We start from the raw sequence: 16376 nt of genomic DNA, 5'->3' as shown, positions 1-16376 counted from the left end.
GGCCGACACCGCGACCGGCAGGCCACCGATCTTGGCGGTGGCCGCCGGGGCCTTCGACGTACCGGCGGTGGACCGGGCCGACGCGGGCGCCGGCACGGTGATGTCCGCGGCGCCGGCGGCGGGCCAGGTGACCTTCGCCGGGGCGGTGGAGGCTGCGGCCACCGCCGGGTTGGCCGCCTTCGGCTTGGCCGGCAGCGGGTCGCGCTTGGGCAGGACCTTGGACGCGTCCGAGGTCGACGGACGGTTCGGCTTCGCCTCGGCCGAGGCGGGTGGGGTCGCGATCTGGATGAAGCCGGCGGCCATGACACCGGCCATCGCCCAGGAAACCGGTCGTACGGTGTGGCGGACGAACCCGCCGGACCGGACCAGGAGTCGGGAGAACATCACCCCTCCAGGGGTTGGGGGAGAAGAACGGGGAAAGGTCTCGCGTGCCGGTGGGCCCGCCCGGGAGCGGGCGGACCCACCGCCTGTCACGTCAGAGCGAGAGTTGTTCGCGGACCTGGACGTTGAGCTTCTCGATCAGGACCTTGTCGGCCACGCCGTCGTAGACCCGGACGTCGTCGACGGCGCCGGACAGGTGCTCCTTGAAGGCGCCGTCGAGCCAGGCGCGGCCCAGCTGCACCCCACCGGTGGCGACGAACGGCGACACCAGCTGGATCGCCTCGGTGAAGGACCCGTTGACGTACAGGGCCATTTCGCGGGCGTAGCCGTTGTAGACGAGGGTCAGGTGGTCACCCTTGCCGACGAGCTTCGGCGCCTCATCCGTGGCCTTCGTGGTCCACTCCGGCGCCACCGTGTCGGTGCTCGCCATCGCCAGTTCCCACTGCCCGGCGTTGTTGCAGCGCACGACGACCGAACTGCCGTTGGTGCCCTTCTGCGAGAAGACGGTCATCGGGGTACCCGCACAGTTGCTGGTCAGCTTGACCCGGGCGCTGATCGAGAAACTGCCCGCCATGTCCGCGTTGGTCGACGTGCTGGCGTAGCTGTCCGCGTTACCGGTCAGCGCGAGGTGACCACCGCCGAGCAGGGACAGGACCGGGTGCTTGAAGACCGTCGCACCGCTGCCCAGAGTGAGTCCCGCGCCACCGCGTTCCTCGGGGCTGACCTTGTTGGTTTCCGCGTTCAACCGCCAGTACGCCTTGCGGCTCGGCGCCGTCTTCTGCAGGCCGGTGACCTCGTCGGCGATGATCAGCCGGTCGAAGACGGAGACGTCCGCCATCGCCCCTTCCCAGTTGTCGGCGTAACCGCTCTTGGTCAGCACACGGCCGATCTGGAGCGGACCGCGCGCCTTGGTCAGCGACCTGCGCTGGGCGATGCGCGGGGCGTTGTTCCCGACCTGGAGCGACATCTCCTTCTTCGTCCCGTCGAAGATGGCCGTCACGTACGTCCAACCCGTGGTGGCCGCCGCACCGTCGACCTGCCAGCGGCCCAGTGAGTTGACGTCGTTGACCGGCATCCGGAAGAACCAGGATCCGCCCTCGACGCCCAGCGCGAACCCGGGCTCACCGGTGCCGTCCTGGCTGACCGCCACCTGCCGCCGGCCGGCATCGTCGACCTTGAACCAGCCGGTGACGGCGAAGCTCGCCGACGTGTCGGTCAGGACCGGCTTGCTGGTCGTGAGGTGGGCGTCGGCCGTCCCGTCGAACCGGGCGGCCGTGTCGGACGTCCCGCCCGGACCCTCGACCCCGAACGTGACGCCACTTCCAGCCGTCGCGTCGTTGTCACCGAGCCCGTCGCCGGCGCCGTCCTCGCCCGCGACCTCGCCGAGCGACCACTGGGCGGTCGGCGGTCGCTTGCCCACCCGGAACGTGCACGAGGCGATGCTGCTCGACCGACCGGCCCGGTCGACGGCCTGGACGTTGATCGTCCGCGGGCCCTCCTTGTCCGGGTACCAGTTCGGCAGGGTGACCGGCCCGCCGTCGGTCGTGGGCCGAAGCACGTTCACCCCCGGCGCCGGGTTGGTGTTGAAGCCGTACCGGTACTCCACCACGTCCGTGGCGGCGGAGTCGAAGACGAAGTTGCCGGGCACACCGATCGAACCCAGCCACTCGTCGCTCTCGATGCAGTTCGACGCGCTCGCCGTCCCGTTGTCGGCCGCGTCCTGCGGCAGGTACACCGCGGAGTCGACGTCGGGGGCGCTGGGGCTGGTCTTGTCGTAGAGGAACTGACAGACGTTGCGCGAGCCCTCACTGCTCCACGGACCCCAGCTGGTGTTGTCGCTGGCCCGTACCTCCCAGGAGATGGGGACGTTCTGCGCGATGTCACTCGGGACCGTGTACGAGAAGACCGATCCGCTGGCCTTCAGCGGAGTGGTGTACGAGCGCGTCTGCAACGTCCCGCCGGCCGGCGTCCAGGTCACCTTGAACTCGGCCTTGATCTGCTCGGTGTGAGCCGAGGAGTGGTCCGGGTCCCGCAGCACCGCGTTCAGCCGCGGCGGCACGTCCACGTAGGGCGCGCCGGAGCCGTACACACACTGCCCGCCGGGGGACATGGTGAGTTCGTTGAGGTTGGCGATCACCGGCGCCCGGTTGTAGCGGACCGAGAGGACGCCGTTGTCGCAGAACCGCTTGGTGTGCGTCGAGTCGCTCTCACTGACCGATCGCAGGCCGAGGGTCACGTTGCTCCAGCCCTTGGTCACCGCCTGCTGCACCGCGGCCTTCGCGTTCCACTCCGTGTTCTGGTTGGTGGAGGTGCAGGTGGCCTGCGTCTTGGTCGGTGAGCTGGTGGCGAGGTGCGTCGCTCCGGACCAGCCCGAGCCGCCGGGCTGGTTGCTCCAGTTGGTGGAGGAGGTGATCCCGGCCGGCATCAGGTAGAGCGCCGCCGCCCGCGCGGTCGAGTTGTAGACGTGCTGCAGGGTGACCCGGAAGGTGGCCTCCAGGATCGTCTTGCCCGAGTAGGGCGTGGCGAGCCGGTAGAACAGGCGCTTGATCTTCGAGTTGTTGCAGGAACTGGGGCAGAGGCCGATCCGTTCGTGCCGCTTGCCGTCGAACTTCCAGTACTCCTCGTTGGGGTAGCCGCTGTCCACCATCGCCCAGGCGCTGTTGGTGCTGCTCTGCCACACCGGGTCGATGTACAGCGGGAACGAGGCCCCCGGATCGGTGAGCATGGACCGGTCCGGGATGAGGGTGAGGGTGTTGTCCGAGTAGTCGAGGCCGACCGGAGCCACCTCCGACGTGTCGCCCGGCCCTTCGGCCGAGGCCGCGCCCGGGTCGGTGGACGAGGCGTCCAGCGACCGCGCCGCGGCCGCATCGCCCCCCTCCTGGCTTCCGCTGTCCCACATGGTCGGCGCGTCCGCTTCCAGGACCGGGTTGTCGGTGACCGGGTCCAGGGCCACCACGCCACCCTCGGGCGTCTCCTCGATGGTCAGGCCCACCGCGGCGACGCCGAGCCGGAGGTTCTGGAGTTCCGGCAGATTGGCCGCCTCCGGCGTCTTGACCACGAGTACGTGCGAGAAGCCCTCGACGGTGACGTTCGCGACCAGGTCGACATCCTGGAACACGTTCGGGTAGGTCGCCTTGCTCTCCTCGACCACGGGGGCGGGAAGCGGCCCGTGCGGCCAGGTCAGGGTCATGCTCTTCTGGTCCCGGGTGACCACCATCAGCGGCGCGGTGCCGCCCTGGGAGAGCTGCATGCCGAGCAGCGCGGCGGCCGGGCCGTACGAGCCGTCGGGCTGGACCACCAGGGTCGAGTCGGCGGGCACCCAGGCGTCTCCCTGGGTGACCCGCACCGGCTGGGTGTGGCCGTTGGCGATGAGCGTGCCGTCCGGCTGCGCGAAGACGTCGCGGTACTCGGTGCGGTGCGCCAGCACCTCGACCGGCTGGTTGAGCGCCCTGGCGGCCACCAGCGCCTCGGCCTCGGTGTCCCGGACGAGGTCCTCCGAGGCCGCGGCGGTGCGCGGCGCCGGCTCCGGGGGCTGGACGAACACCGCTGTGGACATCAGGCCGGCGAGGCCGAGCGTGAGGCCGAGCGTGAACACCCGGCCCCGTTTTCTCGTACGACGGGCCACCCTCTGGTCCTCCCCCGCTGGATAACTGCTCATGTCGATGGTCTTCATCAGCTGATCGCCGCCCCGAACGCGCTGTGCCCGGTGGGGAGACCGCCCTGTCCCGGCTGCCAGGTGATGCTCGGGACCGGGTTGCCCGCCTTCAGATCGGACCAGGTGAACCCGTATACGGCGTCGGTGCCGTAGGGGGTGCCGACGTAGAGCCGCTCCGAGGTGGCCGAGAGCGAGGCGCCGACCAGTTCCTGGGCGCCGGCCGTCCCCGGCATGCCGCCCGATTCCCGGTGCAGCGTGGTCGGGGTGCCGATCGGATTCGCCAGCGCCGGGAAGATGCGTACCCGTCCGGAGTCGGCCACCGACGTGCCCGCGTCCTCACCCGGCACGCCGATCGCGACGAACATCGTCGCGTTGGTGCCCTCACTGCCCGGCGAGGTGTTCACCACCACGACCTTCTCGCCGAGGTAGTCACCGTCCTCCGAGGCGTACGTGATCGCGGGCAGTTCGGTGAAGGTGTTCGCAGCCGTGACGTGGAACCGGTGCACCAGCCCGGCGTCCGGTGCCGGGGTGTTTGTGGCCGCGACGACCAGGTCCTCACCCGGCACACCGACGACGACCAGCGAGTCGGCCTGGCCGGCGGGAGCACCGACGGGCCGGTACGGCGCGATCGAGATCGACTTGCCGAAGTTGTCGTTGGCCTCGGCGTCGTTCGAGACGTTGGCGACGTTCTGCTCCAGGCCGGCGGCGAGGGTCGGCAGCCCGTTGCTCAGCGTGTGGCTGAAGACGTTCACCGATCCGGCGAAGGCCTCGGTGCCGATCGCCTCGCCCGGGGAACTGACTGCCCAGTGGTACGTGGAGGCGGCCACCGCATAGCCCGTTCGGTCGTCGATCTCGGCCGCGCCCGGGATGCCGCTGCCCTGGGACATCGCCACGTTGACGTTGCCTCGGAGGTAGTGGACGATGCCCGCCAGCGCACCGCCGGTCAGCCCTTCACCGGGCGCGCCGATGACGAGGTACGGCTCACCGCCGGCCGTCCGGCTGCCGGCGACGGCGAAGCCGAACCAGTCGTACGCCTCGGCCGCGTCGGGGACGTTGGCGCTGTCCTGGTGGTACCAGACGGCGGGCGGGCCCTGCGCGAGGCCGGCGGGTGATCCGAACAGCACGTAGACGACACCGGCCTGGGCCTGGCCGCTGACGGCCTGGTTCGGCACGCCGACCGCCAGGTCGGTGCACCCGTCGTTGTTGGCGTCGTACGCGGCGATCGACGTGCCGAAGCGGTCACCCGCCTCGGCTGCACCGGGCATGTTCGCGCCGCCCTCGTGCAAGGTGTGCACGGTGGTGCTGCCGCCGTACGTGACGTTGATCCGGCCAGCCCGGATCTGACCGTTGACAGTGGCCTCCGGGTCGGCGATCGCGATGTCGGCGACGCCGTCGCCGTTGAAGTCGCTGTCCGTTCCGCCGGTGCATCCGGTGACCGGAGTGGCAGTGGTGTACACCTGCATCTCGCAGAACGACGACCAGACGTCGCTGCCGGAGACGCCGTCGGCGGCCTTCACCCGCCAGCGGTAGATACCGCCGTCGACGAAGGCGCCGGCGGGAACGGTCGCCGCCACCGTGGCGCCGGAGGCGACGTTGCTGGACGACGCGGAACCGATCGCCTTCTCCGCGTTCATCGCCCACCACTCGAAGGTGACCGTCATCGCGGTGCCGTCGCCGTCGGCGACGGTGGCCTTGAGCTGCGGCGTCAGCGTGTTGACGAGGGGACGGCCCGAGCCGGTCGCGCAGGTGGTGGCGGGGACGGTCGACCGGGCCGTCACGGTCGGCCGCGAGTTGTAGGTGACGCTGGCCTTGGGCACCTCGGTACTGACGGCGGCGTTGCGGGAGCGGAACTGCTTGAAGGACTTCGAATCGGTTTCGTCGGTGGCCCGAAGACCCATGTCGGCGCGGGTGTCACCGGCGTTCGCCGCGCGCTGGAAGAACGTGGTCCCGCTGATCCCGATCCAGGCGTCGTTGCAGCTGGTGTCGAAGCCGGCTGTGGCGAGGGTGGTCGCCTCCTGGTTGTTCCACGTCGGCTGGGTGTCCCAGATCATGTCGTCGGCCACCGCACCCACGGTCCAGAGCTCCCACGACCGGCCCTCACACAGGGGCGACCACCAGTTCCAGAACGAGACGGTGGCGGAGGTGATCTGCTTGCCGACGAGGGCCTCGGTGTCCCAGCGCAGCAAGGACCGGGTGACGGGTCCGGTCGGACCGAGCCGGCCGAGCCGGAGGTCGTCGGTGCCGCCCCGGTTGACCGTGTCGCCGGCCTGGATGTACGTGTCGAAGGTGGTGTACAGCGGGTTGATCGTCGGGTCGATGACGATCGGGTACTCCCGCTTGGAGTCGTTCAGCCAGCGCAGGTCCGGGGTCAGCGTCAGGTCGAGCCCGCCGGTTCCACGGGCCTCGGCGGCGGGGGCGATCGTGGATGCGACAGCCGTCTCGGCGATGGGGTTGCCGAGCGTGTCGACCCGCGCGTCCCACATTCGCAGCGCGGGGGTGTGCGCGACCACCCGGCCGGCGGCGTCCTCGATGGCGGTGTTGCCGCTGGCGTCGCGGACCGCCCGGGCGGCGTTCGGCCCGGTGATCGGCAGTGTGAGGCGGGCGACCTGCTTCACGGCGCTGCGGTCCTTGACGACGAAGAACGCCTCCATCCCGGCGCGGGTCGCCTCGACGACCAGGTCCACCCCGGGCAGCGTGTCGACATAGGTGGCCCGTCCGCCGTCCAGCTTGGGCTCGGGCAGCCGGCCGGCCCAGCCGACCGCGAGACGGTCCGCTCCGTGGCCGAGGACGGCCAGCTCCGGCGTACCGCTCGGCTGCGCGCCGGAGACGACGAGATCGAAGGGGTGCGCGATGGCGGCGATCCGCCCGTCCGCGCCCTTGCGCAGGGTCAGATCGACCGGAACCCACTGGTCACCGCGCCGGATCCGGCTCGCGCCGACCGAAAGCTCGGCCCGGAACTGACCGTCCGGCAGTGCGTAGACCTCTGTCGTCTCCGACGTGAGGCTCTTGACCTGCACCGGCTTGCCGGACTCGCGGGCGGCCCGAAGGGACACCGCTTCATCGGTCCGGCTCTCCACGCCGCCTGTCACGCCGTCCGGTCCAGCGGCGAGAAACTCCGCCGGTTCTCCCGGTACGCCCGCCAACGCGGCCGCCGTCAGTACGGCGACGCCCGCAGCCAGGCACGAACGGACAGTGGCCGTCACTCGACGTGCCACAAACCCTCCCCCGTGTGCTTTCCAGTTGTGCGAGCGGGACTCTAAGGGCGTCCTGCCTCAGCGCACAAGGCCGGACACGTTCCGTCAGGACGGATCACGCCGAAATGGACATCCGATCGACAGGTCAACACGCTCAGTGATCAAACTCGTCCTCCACATTGGAACTCACGGCGGCTGCCGCATCCACGAGTGGCGACGCCGGGCGGCCCGGTCGATCTTCAAAACCGCAGATCAGTAGATGGTTGCCGCAGTCAACTGACCCCGCGCGGACCACTTCACCATGCGAACCATTTTCATGCATCGTCATCTTCGAATATTACACGGCGTAGTCGCCATTGATCGAACAATCAGCCGATGCGGCCCTCGTCCATAGGGAGGCCATGCCGGACCACTCAGGTTCATGGACACACCGAAATGGCGGCGGAGGGCGTCACGCCAACCGCTCGGGCAGGTCATCGGTCCAGCACGGAGCGCCGAACAGTGACCGCGGAAAGACGATTCGTATCGTCAGAACATCGAGCGATATTCGCCGCATTCGGGCATCGGGATCGCCCTCGTCCGCGGAGTGACGCGTTGGTGATCATCATGCGGACGCGAGCGAGGTAATCGGCGAAGACGATTACCAGTCGAAAGCAATGCGGCACCGATCGTCAGGGTCTGGTCGACGTTCTGATATCCGGGCTGCGGACCGGTTCAGCGCTGAGGTCCTCCGTGGGTCACTCCGGTCGGCGTTCGACAGGGGCGCTGCTCAGTACGCCGTCGGGTCGCACCTCCTGGCGCAGACGCGCGAGGTTGACGAACCGGTCGCCGTCGGGCGGGACGGCGTCGAGCAGGCGCAGGACCACTGTGCAGTACTTGGCCATCGTGTTGCGGCCCGGCACGAAGACGGACAGCTCGTCGTGGGCGTCGGGCGTCTGCACGATCAGGTCGGCGGGCAGGGACGGCAGCGTCTCCGGGATGCCATCCACCGCGACCTTGACCGTCCAGAACGGCCCGGTGCCGTCGAGTACCCGCCGGTCCTGTTCCGGTGTCTCCAGCGCCAGCGTCCGCCACGGCTCACCCAGGCAGGTGACGCCGGCCTGCCGCACCGTGGTGACCAGGTCGGCCGCCGCCGCCGTGATGATCTCCTCGGCCCGGTCCCACTCCTGCGCGTCCCGGCCCAGCGGTGTGCCGGGTACGAGCCGCGCCACCACCGTCGTGGCCGGCACGTGCCGCAACCGCGGTTCGGGCTGCGCCTCGAAGACGGCGCGGGCCGCCGCGATGGCGTCTGCCTGAGCCTGCCGTTGCCGGCTGACCTCGTCGCTGTGCCGGTCGAGCAGGGCGATCGCCTGGTCCGGTTCGTCGAGGGCACGCCGGACCAGCTTGACGCTCATCCCGGTGTCCCGCAGCAGGGTGATCAGCATGGCCCGTTCCACCTGGTCGAAGGCGTACGAGCGGTGGCCGGTCCGACCGTCGACCTCGGCGGGCACGAGCAGCCCTTCGGCGTGGTAGAAGCGCAGCGCCTGCGGCGACAGGTGACACATCTGGCTGAACTCGCTGATCGACAACATGACCCCAGACTGCCCCTTGCGGTAACCGGAAGGGCAAGTGACGCCGGCTAGCGTCTGTCGTCGTCGCGCCCGTCCTGGGGCAGCCCGGAGACGGCCACGATCGCCTCGACCGCCTCGTCCAGGCCGGTGGTCTCCGGGAGGACGAGTTCACCGGGCCAGCCCAGGACGTCGTGCGCGGCGTACCAGCCGCTCATCTGCTCGGCGGTGAAGTCACCGGCCTGCGGGCGGGTCAGATGCCGGCGCAGCGTCTCGGCCAGCGACACGTCGAGGTAGCAGAACAGCGACCGCCCCCGGTGGCTGTCGCGCAGCGAGGTCAGCACGTCGCGGTAGCGGCCGGTGTACAGGATGCCTTCCAGGATCACGTGGTAGCCGTGGTCGAGGGCGAACCGGACGGTCTGCTCGATCAACGCGGGGGCCACGCCGCCGGCCTTGTCCCGTTCGCGCAGGACGATGCGGCGCAGGTAGTCCTGTTCGACGAGGGCGCACCCCCGGCCGTGCCGGCGTCGCAGCTCGCGGGCGATGCTGCTCTTGCCCGAGCCGGAGTTGCCCCGGATGCAGACGAGGATCGTGTCCGAGCTGCCGGTGGCCTCAGCGGACACGATCCCTCCCTGGCGTCAGGTACCGCAGGCGGATGCCGATCAGGCCCGGGTGATCACCAGGAACGCGTACCCGATCACCTTCGTGCCGTCCCAGTTGTACATGGGGCGGCACGCCTGGGGCTTCGTCCACGACGACTGGTACTTCGGCCGGGCGTCGTTGCAGGCCTTCAGGGTCGAGTAGGTCGGGCTCGAGTAGTCCGCGTACGCGGGCGCGCCCAGACCGAGCACCAGGGCGCCCGCGACCGAGGTGGCGGCGACGAGGCTGCGGATCCGCGGCCGTCGGAAGGCTTTCATGTCTTCTCCCATTCTCATCGTCGTCGCCCGACCGTCCATCATGGCCGCACGACCATGATCAGCTTAGGGCGGCGGCACAAGGCGCACCCCCGGGCCGGTTTCCACCCCGCCACCAGGCTGGGCCGCGCCCCGGTGGAACGTCATGGGTGCCTTCCGGCCCGTTTGACAACCGCGGCGTTCCACCCACTGACGATCACCCCGCCGCACCGGCACCCGCGTACGCGAAAAAGGCCCCGACCGGCGTGGAACGCCCGGTCGAGGCCTTGATCGTTGGTGCGCCGCCAGGGACTCGAACCCCGAACCCGCGGATTAAGAGTCCGCTGCTCTGCCAGTTGAGCTAGCGGCGCTCGCTGACAACGGGAAGAAGATTAGCACGCCCGCCGAGGCGGGTTCCAATCCGATACCGGGGTCCACCCTTCGGACGAGCTTAACCGGCGAAAGCGGCCAAAACGGTCATCCGTTCCGGCGCGGGGGCGGGCGTGTGAGCGTCGATACGGCACGATGTCCGCCAGGCATGCGAGGACAGGGGTGGGCATGGGCAGGTTCGCGCGGGCCGGGGCGACGGTGGGCGCCCTGGTCCTGACGGCGTCGCTGGCACTGACCGGGTGCGGCGGCGGCGACGAGGGGAAGAAGCCGGAGTTCGTGCCCGGCCAGCAGCAGGTGGGCGGCGTCTCGTCCTCCGCACCCGACCCGAGCGTCGCACCCAGCGACAGCGCCGCCGCGCCGCCGCTGACGGTGAGCCCGGCCGACGGCGCGAACGCCCGGCCGGTCAGCACCGAGATCAGCGCCCGCATCCCCGGCGGCGGCACCGTGTCGAAGGTGGTGCTCGCCGCCGTCGACGGGACGAACGTCGCCGGGCGGATGCGGCGCGACGGCTCCAGCTGGGTGCCGTCGGCAGCGCTGAAGTACGGCACCAAGTACACCGCCACGGTCACCGGCGCCGGCAAGGACGGCCAGACCTACCAGGGCACCAGCACGTTCACCACGATGGCCAAGCCCAAGTCGATGATCGGCTCCGGCCTCTACATGTTCAGCGGCAAGACGTACGGCGTGGCCATGCCGGTGGTCGCCGAGTTCTCCCCGGGCATCCCGAAGAAGGACCGCGCCGCGGTGCAGAAGCGGATGTTCGTGCAGACCGACCCGCCGCAGCCCGGCGCCTGGCACTGGGTCGACAACGGTACGCAGGCGTACTACCGGGCCCCGGAATACTGGAAGACCGGCACCACGATCACGGTCCGGCTGGCGCTGGCCGGGATTCCGCTGAGCAACGGCCGGTACGGCAACATCGACCGCAGCGCCACCGCCAAGATCGGCCGCGCGTTCGAGATGACCGTGGACAACGCGACCAAGCAGATGACGGTCTCCGAGAACGGCGCGGTGATCCGTACGCTGCCGGTCAGCCTGGGCAAGAAGAGCACCCCCTCCTCCAGCGGCACGATGGTGGTGATGGAGAAGAAGGAGTCCACCGTCTTCGACACCCGCAGCGAGCCGGACCCGGCCAACCGCTACGTCACCGAGATCGACTTTGCCCAGCGGATCACCTGGGGCGGCGAGTACATCCATGCCGCGCCCTGGTCCGAGGGCGTGCAGGGGCGCCGCAACGTCTCGCACGGCTGCGTCAACGTGTCGATGGCCAACGGCCGGTGGCTGTTCGGCAAGACGATGGTGGGCGACCCGATCACGGTGAAGGGCACCGAGCGCCGCCTGGCCCCCGGCAACGGCTGGACGGCGTGGAGCATGAGCTGGTCGCAGTTCGTCGCCGGCAGCGCGCTGCCGGTTCCGCAGGGCGGGCAGCCGGCGCCGTTCTGACCGGCGTAACGTGGTCGGACACGCCACCTCCGACGAAGCGCCGGACGCCAGTGGAATCGTTACACCCGTGCGGGGTGTTCCGTTTCACGTCCGGCAACGCGTACCCGCTCCGGCGCGTCTGACCTGAGACGACGGGGAACGGCATCACCTTGTGAGGGAGTCATGCGAGCTGGCCAGGACGAACCGATCCGGGGCGCGAGCGCCCGACGCGTCGGCCGCCGCCGTGCGCTGGCAGCCGGGCTGCTCGCCGCCGCGATGGCCCTGACCGCCTGCACCAGCGGCGGCGGCGACAAGCCGTCGAGCTGGCAGGGCGGCGGCGACGGCGGCGAGAAGGCCCCGAAGGCGGCGGCGACCATCAGCGAGCCCGCCGCCGACGCCAAGGACGTACCGGCGTCCACCGCCGTCACCTTCACCACGAAGGAGGCGCAGGAGACCACAGTCGAGCTGAAGGACGCCGCCGGCAAGGTCGTCGACGGCACGCTCGCGGCGGACGGCGGGAGCTGGCTGCCGTCAGCGGCCCTGGAGTACGGGCAGACGTACACGGCGACCGTCACCGCGACCGGCGACGACGGCAAGCCCGCCACCGCCACCAGCACGTTCACCACGATGGCGAAGCCGGCCAAGCAGATCCGGGTCACCAGCTTCCTGGGCGACAACCAGGTGGTGGGTGTCGGCATGCCGCTGATCGTGAAATTCGGCCGGGCCATCCCGGAGGACTACCGCGACGACATCCAGCGCCGGATGACAGTCACCTCGAAGCCGGCCCAGGAGGGCATCTGGCACTGGGTGAGCCCGACCGAGGTGCGCTACCGGCCGAAGACGTTCTGGAAGGCCAACAGCACGGTCAGCTACAAGGTGCAGGCGGGCGGGCTGCCGCTGGGCGGCGGCTGGTACGGCCGGGCCGACCTCAGCGTCGACGTCAAGATCGGTCCGTCGTTCGTGATGACAGTCGACAACCGCACCAAGCGGATGACCGTCACCCGCGACGGCAAGGTGGTCAAGACCATCCCGGTGAGCCTGGGCAAGAAGAGCACCCCGTCCTCCAGCGGCACCATGGTGGTGATCGAGAAGCTCCGGCACACGGTCTTCGACACCATGGAGGAGCTGGGCCCGGAGGAGGGCTACCGCACCGAGATCGACTACGCCCAGCGGCTCACCTGGGGCGGCGAGTTCATCCACGCCGCGCCCTGGTCCGAGGGCGTGCAGGGCCGCACGAACGTGTCACACGGCTGCGTCAACGTCTCGATGAAGGAAGGGAACTGGCTGTTCGCCAACACCCGCATCGGTGACCCGATCACCGTGAAGGGCACCGAGCGCAAGCTCCAGAACGGCAACGGCTGGACCGACTGGAACATGAGCTGGGACGAGTACGTCAAGGGCAGCGCCCTGCCGTACGAGCCGCCGTCGGCCGACACCACGCCGGACGCCGGTACGCCCAGCGTCGAGCCGACCCCCTGACCCCGGCACACGACGAAGCCCCCTCCTGGAGGAGGGGGCTTCGTCGTGTGGGGTGACTGATGGGAATTGAACCCACGACAACCGGGACCACAACCCGGTGCTCTGCCAACTGAGCTACAGCCACCATGCTCGCCGCTCCGGTCGCCCGGGGCGGTGCGCGGACTAATCATAGCCACACTCCCGCCGACCCCGTCCACCGGGTTCGGCGGGGCCCTCAGAGCTGGGCGGCGATCGCCTTCGCGGCCTCGACGTCCGGCCCCGGCAGCGGCACGAACACGGTCCGCCGGTAGTACTCCAGCTCGCGGATGCTCTCCCGGATGTCGGCGAGCGCCCGGTGGGCCAGGCCCTTCTGCGGCTGCCCGAAGTACACCCGCGGGTACCAGCGCCGGCACAGCTCCTTGATCGAGGACACGTCGATCATCCGGTAGTGCAGGTGCGCGTCGAGCCGGGTCATGTCGCGGGCCAGGAAACCCCTGTCGGTGGCGATCGAGTTGCCGCACAGCGGGGCCGTACGCGGGTCCTTGACGTAGCTGGTCACGTAGTCGAGCACCATGTCCTCGGCCTCGGCCAGCGTCACCGTGGAGCGGCGTACCTCCTCGGTGAGGCCGGACTTGGCGTGCATGGTCCGCACGATCTCCGGCATGCCGTCGAGCGCCTCGTCGTCGGCGTGGATCACCACGTCGACGCCGTCACCGAGCACGTTGAGGTCGGGATCGGTGACGAGCGCGGCGACCTCGATCAGGGCGTCCCGCCGCAGGTCGAGCCCGGTCATCTCACAGTCGATCCAGACGAGAAGATCAGCCACCGGAACAGACTACGCGCCGCCGACCCGCCCGCGCCTCGGCCCGGTGGCCGAGGTGGACCGCTAGGGTTTCCTGCGTGCCAGCCGAACCCGTCGCCCCACCCGCCGTCGCCCGCGACGACGCGGGCGGGCGTACGGCTCGCCGGGTGCTCACGGTGCTGGCGCTGGCCGCCATCCTGCCGGCGCTCTACCTGCCCAACCTGCGCCACGACTACTACGACCAGAAGATCTACATGTCGGCGATGGACTGGTGGGCGGCCGGGCACCCGCTCTACGACTACGTCCAGCCGGACCGGGTGCAGGGCGCGCTCTACTTCACCTATCCGCCGTTCGCGGCGCTGCTGCTGGCGCCGTTCGGGTACCTGCGGCTCGGGGTGGCCATCGCCGCCTTCGCGGTGCTGACGGTGGCCGCCGTGGTGGTGACCACCCGCTGGCTGGTGCTGCCGGTGCTACGGCGGCACGATCTGCCGCGCGGGTTCGGCCTGACCGTCGCCGTGCTGCTGGTGCTGGCGGTGGAGAGCACGCGCGAGACGCTCACACTCGGGCAGATCAACATGCTGCTGGTGGTGCTGATCCTGGGCGACCTGCTGTTCGCCGTACCGCAGGGGCGGCGCTGGGCCGGTGTGGGCGTGGGCCTGGCCGCGGCGCTCAAGCTGTTCCCCGGCATCTTCGTGCTCTACCTGCTGGCCGCCCGGAAGTGGCGGGCGGCGGCCGTGGCGGCGGTGACGGCGGCGGTGGCCACGCTGCTGGCCGCGGCGGTCGCGCCGGGTGACTCGTGGCGGTTCTGGACGCACGAGCTGTGGGTGACCGACCGGGTGGGCCGCCCCGACTACACCGGCAACCAGTCGCTGTTCGGGCTGCTCAGCCGCCTGACTGCGCCGGCCGAGCCGGACCGGCTGCTGTGGCTGCTGCTCGTGCTGGCGGTGGCCGCGTTCGGCCTGTGGCGGGCGGCGCGCGCGGCCCGGGCGGGGGACGCGCTCGTGGGTCTCACAGTGACCGGGCTGGTGGGCGGGCTGGTCAGCCCGATCACCTGGATCCACCACCTGTACTGGTTCATCCCCGCTGTGGTGGTGCTCGTCGACGCGGCACTGGACGCCGATCCGGCGACGCCCGCCGGGGCCCGCCGTCGCGGCGGCCTCTTCGCGCTGGTCGCCGTCGTCGGCCTGCCGATCGTGTACGGGTTGGTGACGTTCCAGGACTGGGGTACCGCCATCGTGCACACGGACGATCCTGTCGACTTCGTCGTCCGCAACGTGTATGTGCTGCTCAGCCTGCTCCTGCTCGCGGTGCTGCCGATCCGCCGGCATGCGGGCGAGAAAACGATGGCCCGGACTGAACGGACACACCTCGCAACAAACGGCGATCAGCGCTAATCTGGTATCAACTACCTCAGTTTTCTCCCAGGTAGCACCGATCCCCCGGTGAAGAACGGCCCTCCGCGTCGGCAGCGCGGAGGGCCGTTCGGGTTTCCCGCCGTCAGTCCTTGTCGTCGGGGCACCGGCGGGGCGGGGCGGCGATCGCCGCACGGGTCCGCCCGCCGGCCCCGGAGCCCACCGCCACCAGGTGCCGCTCGGGTCGCGACACCGGGCCCGGCTGGCGGCCCAGGCCGCTCAGCGAGGTGACGCCGAGACGGCCGGCCAGCACCGGCACCTGATCCGGCTCGACCACGAAGACCACCTCACGCGGCCGCAGCGGGCGCAGCAGCACCGCCACGGCGAGGACCACCAGCAGCGTGCCGCCGGCCAGCAGCGCCCATGCCAGCCCGGGGAACCATCCGGCCCGCAGCTCGGCACGCATCCGCAGGTCGAGCCCGTCCGCGCCGTCCACGCGCATCACGACCAGGCTCAGCGACCGGCCGGACAGCTCCGCCGGGCTCCACTCCAGGGAGCCGACGCCCTCGCGTACCCAGAAGGGCTCCGTCATCGGCGCGGCGGTGGCGGCGCCGACGGTGGCCGGGTCGAGATCGACAGGCAGCGGGCCCCGGGTGACCGCGACGCGGCGCACGGTGCTGTGCGGGATGTCGGCCAGCCACCGTCGCACCTGGTCGGCCGGGGCGAGGCCGAGGAAGACCGGGCCGTCGTCGTCCCGCGCGGTCAGGTGCAGCCGGGCCTGTCCGGTACGCGCCAGCGGCAGGTCGGCGCGTAGCAACGCGTCCACGTCGGTCACCAGCACCGCGCGGGCCGGCGTGCGGACCGGCTCGAACCGGGCGCCGAAGCCGCCGTCCGGGTCGGCGTGCCGGGCGGCGAGCCAGAGACCTCCGCCCGCCAGCAGTGCCGGAATCCCCAACGCCAGCAGCACCATGCCGGCGATCGTGCGTACGAAACGCATTCGCGTCGTCCCTCTCGGTAGCCGATTACCCGGCCGACCTTACCGACGGGGGTCGGCCGATCGCCGGATATCGGCGGCACCGGGGCCGGAACGGCGACCGGCCCGGCGGATCGTTCCGCCGGGCCGGTGCGTGGCTCGCATTCAGGACTTCGCGACGGGCTCCCGCCGGGTACGCGCGAACGCCAGACCGCCGAGGGCCAGGCCGCCCAGTCCGGCGACCAGGCCGGCCACGCCGAGGGCGGTGGCCGCGCCGGAGCCGTCGGCGTCGTCATCGTCGTCGTCCGC

11 protein-coding genes, 2 tRNA genes and 1 pseudogene are annotated in these 16376 nt (G+C 70.6%); 3 read left to right on the top strand and 11 right to left on the bottom strand.

Features of this window, described 5'->3' with window-relative positions; translation table 11 throughout:
- The 8 genes and pseudogenes from AC2CHG_RS22825 to AC2CHG_RS22790 all read right to left on the bottom strand — a co-directional run.
- Nucleotides 1–384: pseudogene (locus tag AC2CHG_RS22825) on the bottom strand (hypothetical protein); the annotation flags it as partial.
- 91 nt (nucleotides 385–475) lie between these two features.
- The gene (locus AC2CHG_RS22820; protein WP_484525529.1) at nucleotides 476–3937 is read right to left on the bottom strand and encodes a LamG-like jellyroll fold domain-containing protein; all 3462 of its coding nucleotides are present in this window, start codon (nucleotides 3935–3937) and stop codon (nucleotides 476–478) included.
- Between the two features lie 116 nt (nucleotides 3938–4053).
- Nucleotides 4054–7251, bottom strand: a complete 3198-nt coding sequence (locus AC2CHG_RS22815) for a DNRLRE domain-containing protein (RefSeq protein ID WP_484525528.1) — start codon at nucleotides 7249–7251, stop codon at nucleotides 4054–4056.
- Between the two features lie 133 nt (nucleotides 7252–7384).
- Entirely contained in the window at nucleotides 7385–7558 is a 174-nt protein-coding gene (locus AC2CHG_RS22810) for a hypothetical protein (protein WP_484525527.1), read from the bottom strand.
- 409 nt (nucleotides 7559–7967) lie between these two features.
- Nucleotides 7968–8801 (bottom strand): MerR family transcriptional regulator, encoded by an 834-nt coding sequence (locus tag AC2CHG_RS22805; protein ID WP_262016090.1) that lies wholly within the window; start codon nucleotides 8799–8801, stop codon nucleotides 7968–7970.
- 47 nt (nucleotides 8802–8848) lie between these two features.
- Nucleotides 8849–9400: a kinase gene (locus AC2CHG_RS22800; RefSeq protein WP_463840397.1), complete on the bottom strand. Its 552-nt coding sequence runs from the start codon at nucleotides 9398–9400 to the stop codon at nucleotides 8849–8851.
- 39 nt (nucleotides 9401–9439) lie between these two features.
- On the bottom strand, nucleotides 9440–9694 hold the full coding sequence (locus AC2CHG_RS22795) for a hypothetical protein (RefSeq protein ID WP_262016088.1): 255 nt from the start codon (nucleotides 9692–9694) through the stop codon (nucleotides 9440–9442).
- A gap of 271 nt (nucleotides 9695–9965) precedes the next feature.
- Nucleotides 9966–10041, bottom strand: a tRNA-Lys gene (locus tag AC2CHG_RS22790).
- A 187-nt stretch (nucleotides 10042–10228) separates the two neighbouring features.
- Between AC2CHG_RS22790 and AC2CHG_RS22785 the strand changes: the two genes are divergently transcribed.
- Together AC2CHG_RS22785 and AC2CHG_RS22780 are read left to right on the top strand one after the other, a co-directional pair.
- The gene (locus tag AC2CHG_RS22785) at nucleotides 10229–11503 is read left to right on the top strand and encodes a L,D-transpeptidase (protein ID WP_484525526.1); all 1275 of its coding nucleotides are present in this window, start codon (nucleotides 10229–10231) and stop codon (nucleotides 11501–11503) included.
- A gap of 162 nt (nucleotides 11504–11665) precedes the next feature.
- A complete protein-coding gene (locus AC2CHG_RS22780; protein WP_262016086.1) occupies nucleotides 11666–12961 on the top strand; it encodes a L,D-transpeptidase in 1296 nt (431 codons plus the stop codon).
- Nucleotides 12962–13009: 48 nt separating this feature from the next.
- On the opposite strand, the gene AC2CHG_RS22775 is transcribed toward AC2CHG_RS22780, so the two are convergent.
- Together AC2CHG_RS22775 and orn are read right to left on the bottom strand one after the other, a co-directional pair.
- Nucleotides 13010–13085: transfer RNA gene (locus AC2CHG_RS22775), tRNA-His, on the bottom strand.
- Nucleotides 13086–13175: 90 nt separating this feature from the next.
- Entirely contained in the window at nucleotides 13176–13766 is a 591-nt protein-coding gene (orn, locus tag AC2CHG_RS22770) for an oligoribonuclease (protein WP_013474266.1), read from the bottom strand.
- A 74-nt stretch (nucleotides 13767–13840) separates the two neighbouring features.
- Here orn and AC2CHG_RS22765 point away from each other — a divergent pair, with 74 nt between their 5' ends.
- The gene (locus tag AC2CHG_RS22765; protein ID WP_484525525.1) at nucleotides 13841–15136 is read left to right on the top strand and encodes a glycosyltransferase family 87 protein; all 1296 of its coding nucleotides are present in this window, start codon (nucleotides 13841–13843) and stop codon (nucleotides 15134–15136) included.
- Nucleotides 15137–15239: 103 nt separating this feature from the next.
- On the opposite strand, the gene AC2CHG_RS22760 is transcribed toward AC2CHG_RS22765, so the two are convergent.
- Complete coding sequence (locus AC2CHG_RS22760; RefSeq protein WP_366621744.1) at nucleotides 15240–16091, bottom strand: hypothetical protein; 852 nt, start codon at nucleotides 16089–16091, stop codon at nucleotides 15240–15242.
- Nucleotides 16092–16376: the final 285 nt, after the last annotated feature.

Source organism: Micromonospora sp. ATLC20, assembly GCF_057196585.1.
The sequence above is the reverse complement of the archived record's forward strand: the minus strand, read 5'-3'. Positions and strand labels throughout refer to the sequence as shown.

Excerpts from the sequence above, each read along its gene's own strand:
- AC2CHG_RS22820 (WP_484525529.1), bottom strand. The coding sequence starts at position 3,937 with ATGTCCACAGCGGTGTTCGTCCAGCCCCCGGAGCCGGCGCCGCGCACC.
- AC2CHG_RS22810 (WP_484525527.1), bottom strand. The coding sequence starts at position 7,558 with ATGACGATGCATGAAAATGGTTCGCATGGTGAAGTGGTCCGCGCGGGG.
- AC2CHG_RS22805 (WP_262016090.1), bottom strand. The coding sequence starts at position 8,801 with ATGTTGTCGATCAGCGAGTTCAGCCAGATGTGTCACCTGTCGCCGCAG.
- AC2CHG_RS22795 (WP_262016088.1), bottom strand. The coding sequence starts at position 9,694 with ATGAAAGCCTTCCGACGGCCGCGGATCCGCAGCCTCGTCGCCGCCACC.
- AC2CHG_RS22785 (WP_484525526.1), top strand. The coding sequence starts at position 10,229 with ATGGGCAGGTTCGCGCGGGCCGGGGCGACGGTGGGCGCCCTGGTCCTG.
- AC2CHG_RS22780 (WP_262016086.1), top strand. The coding sequence starts at position 11,666 with ATGCGAGCTGGCCAGGACGAACCGATCCGGGGCGCGAGCGCCCGACGC.
- AC2CHG_RS22760 (WP_366621744.1), bottom strand. The coding sequence starts at position 16,091 with ATGCGTTTCGTACGCACGATCGCCGGCATGGTGCTGCTGGCGTTGGGG.